Origin of the sequence: Kocuria sp. HSID17590 (assembly GCF_003989485.1) — a bacterium.
Lineage (GTDB): Bacteria > Actinomycetota > Actinomycetes > Actinomycetales > Micrococcaceae > Kocuria > Kocuria salsicia.
On the sequence record NZ_RBMB01000086.1, the window covers coordinates 1 to 248 of the forward strand.

1 pseudogene is annotated in these 248 nt (G+C 67.3%); it reads left to right on the top strand.

The annotated features are described in order from the left end of the window. Positions 1–75 precede the first annotated feature (75 nt). A pseudogene (locus D8M39_RS12515) lies at positions 76–248 on the top strand (ISL3 family transposase); the annotation flags it as partial.

Here is a 248-nt window from a genome sequence, read left to right on the forward strand (position 1 = left end):
TCGGTGGCCGGGTAGGGGTCGAGGTCTCCCGGATGATGGAAGTTCTTCACGCTCGCCATCCCGAAAGACCTCGACGTGCTCCACCCTACTTTCGCGACCCCTGACCTGACCACGTTCTGCCGCCTCGTCGCCGTCGGCCAGCTGATCGAGCCGGATCGGGCCACGATCGAATGCCGCGTCGTCGAGGACGACCCGTGGTGTCGGAAGTGCGGTGTCGAGGGCGTGCCGCGGGACACGGTCACGCGTCG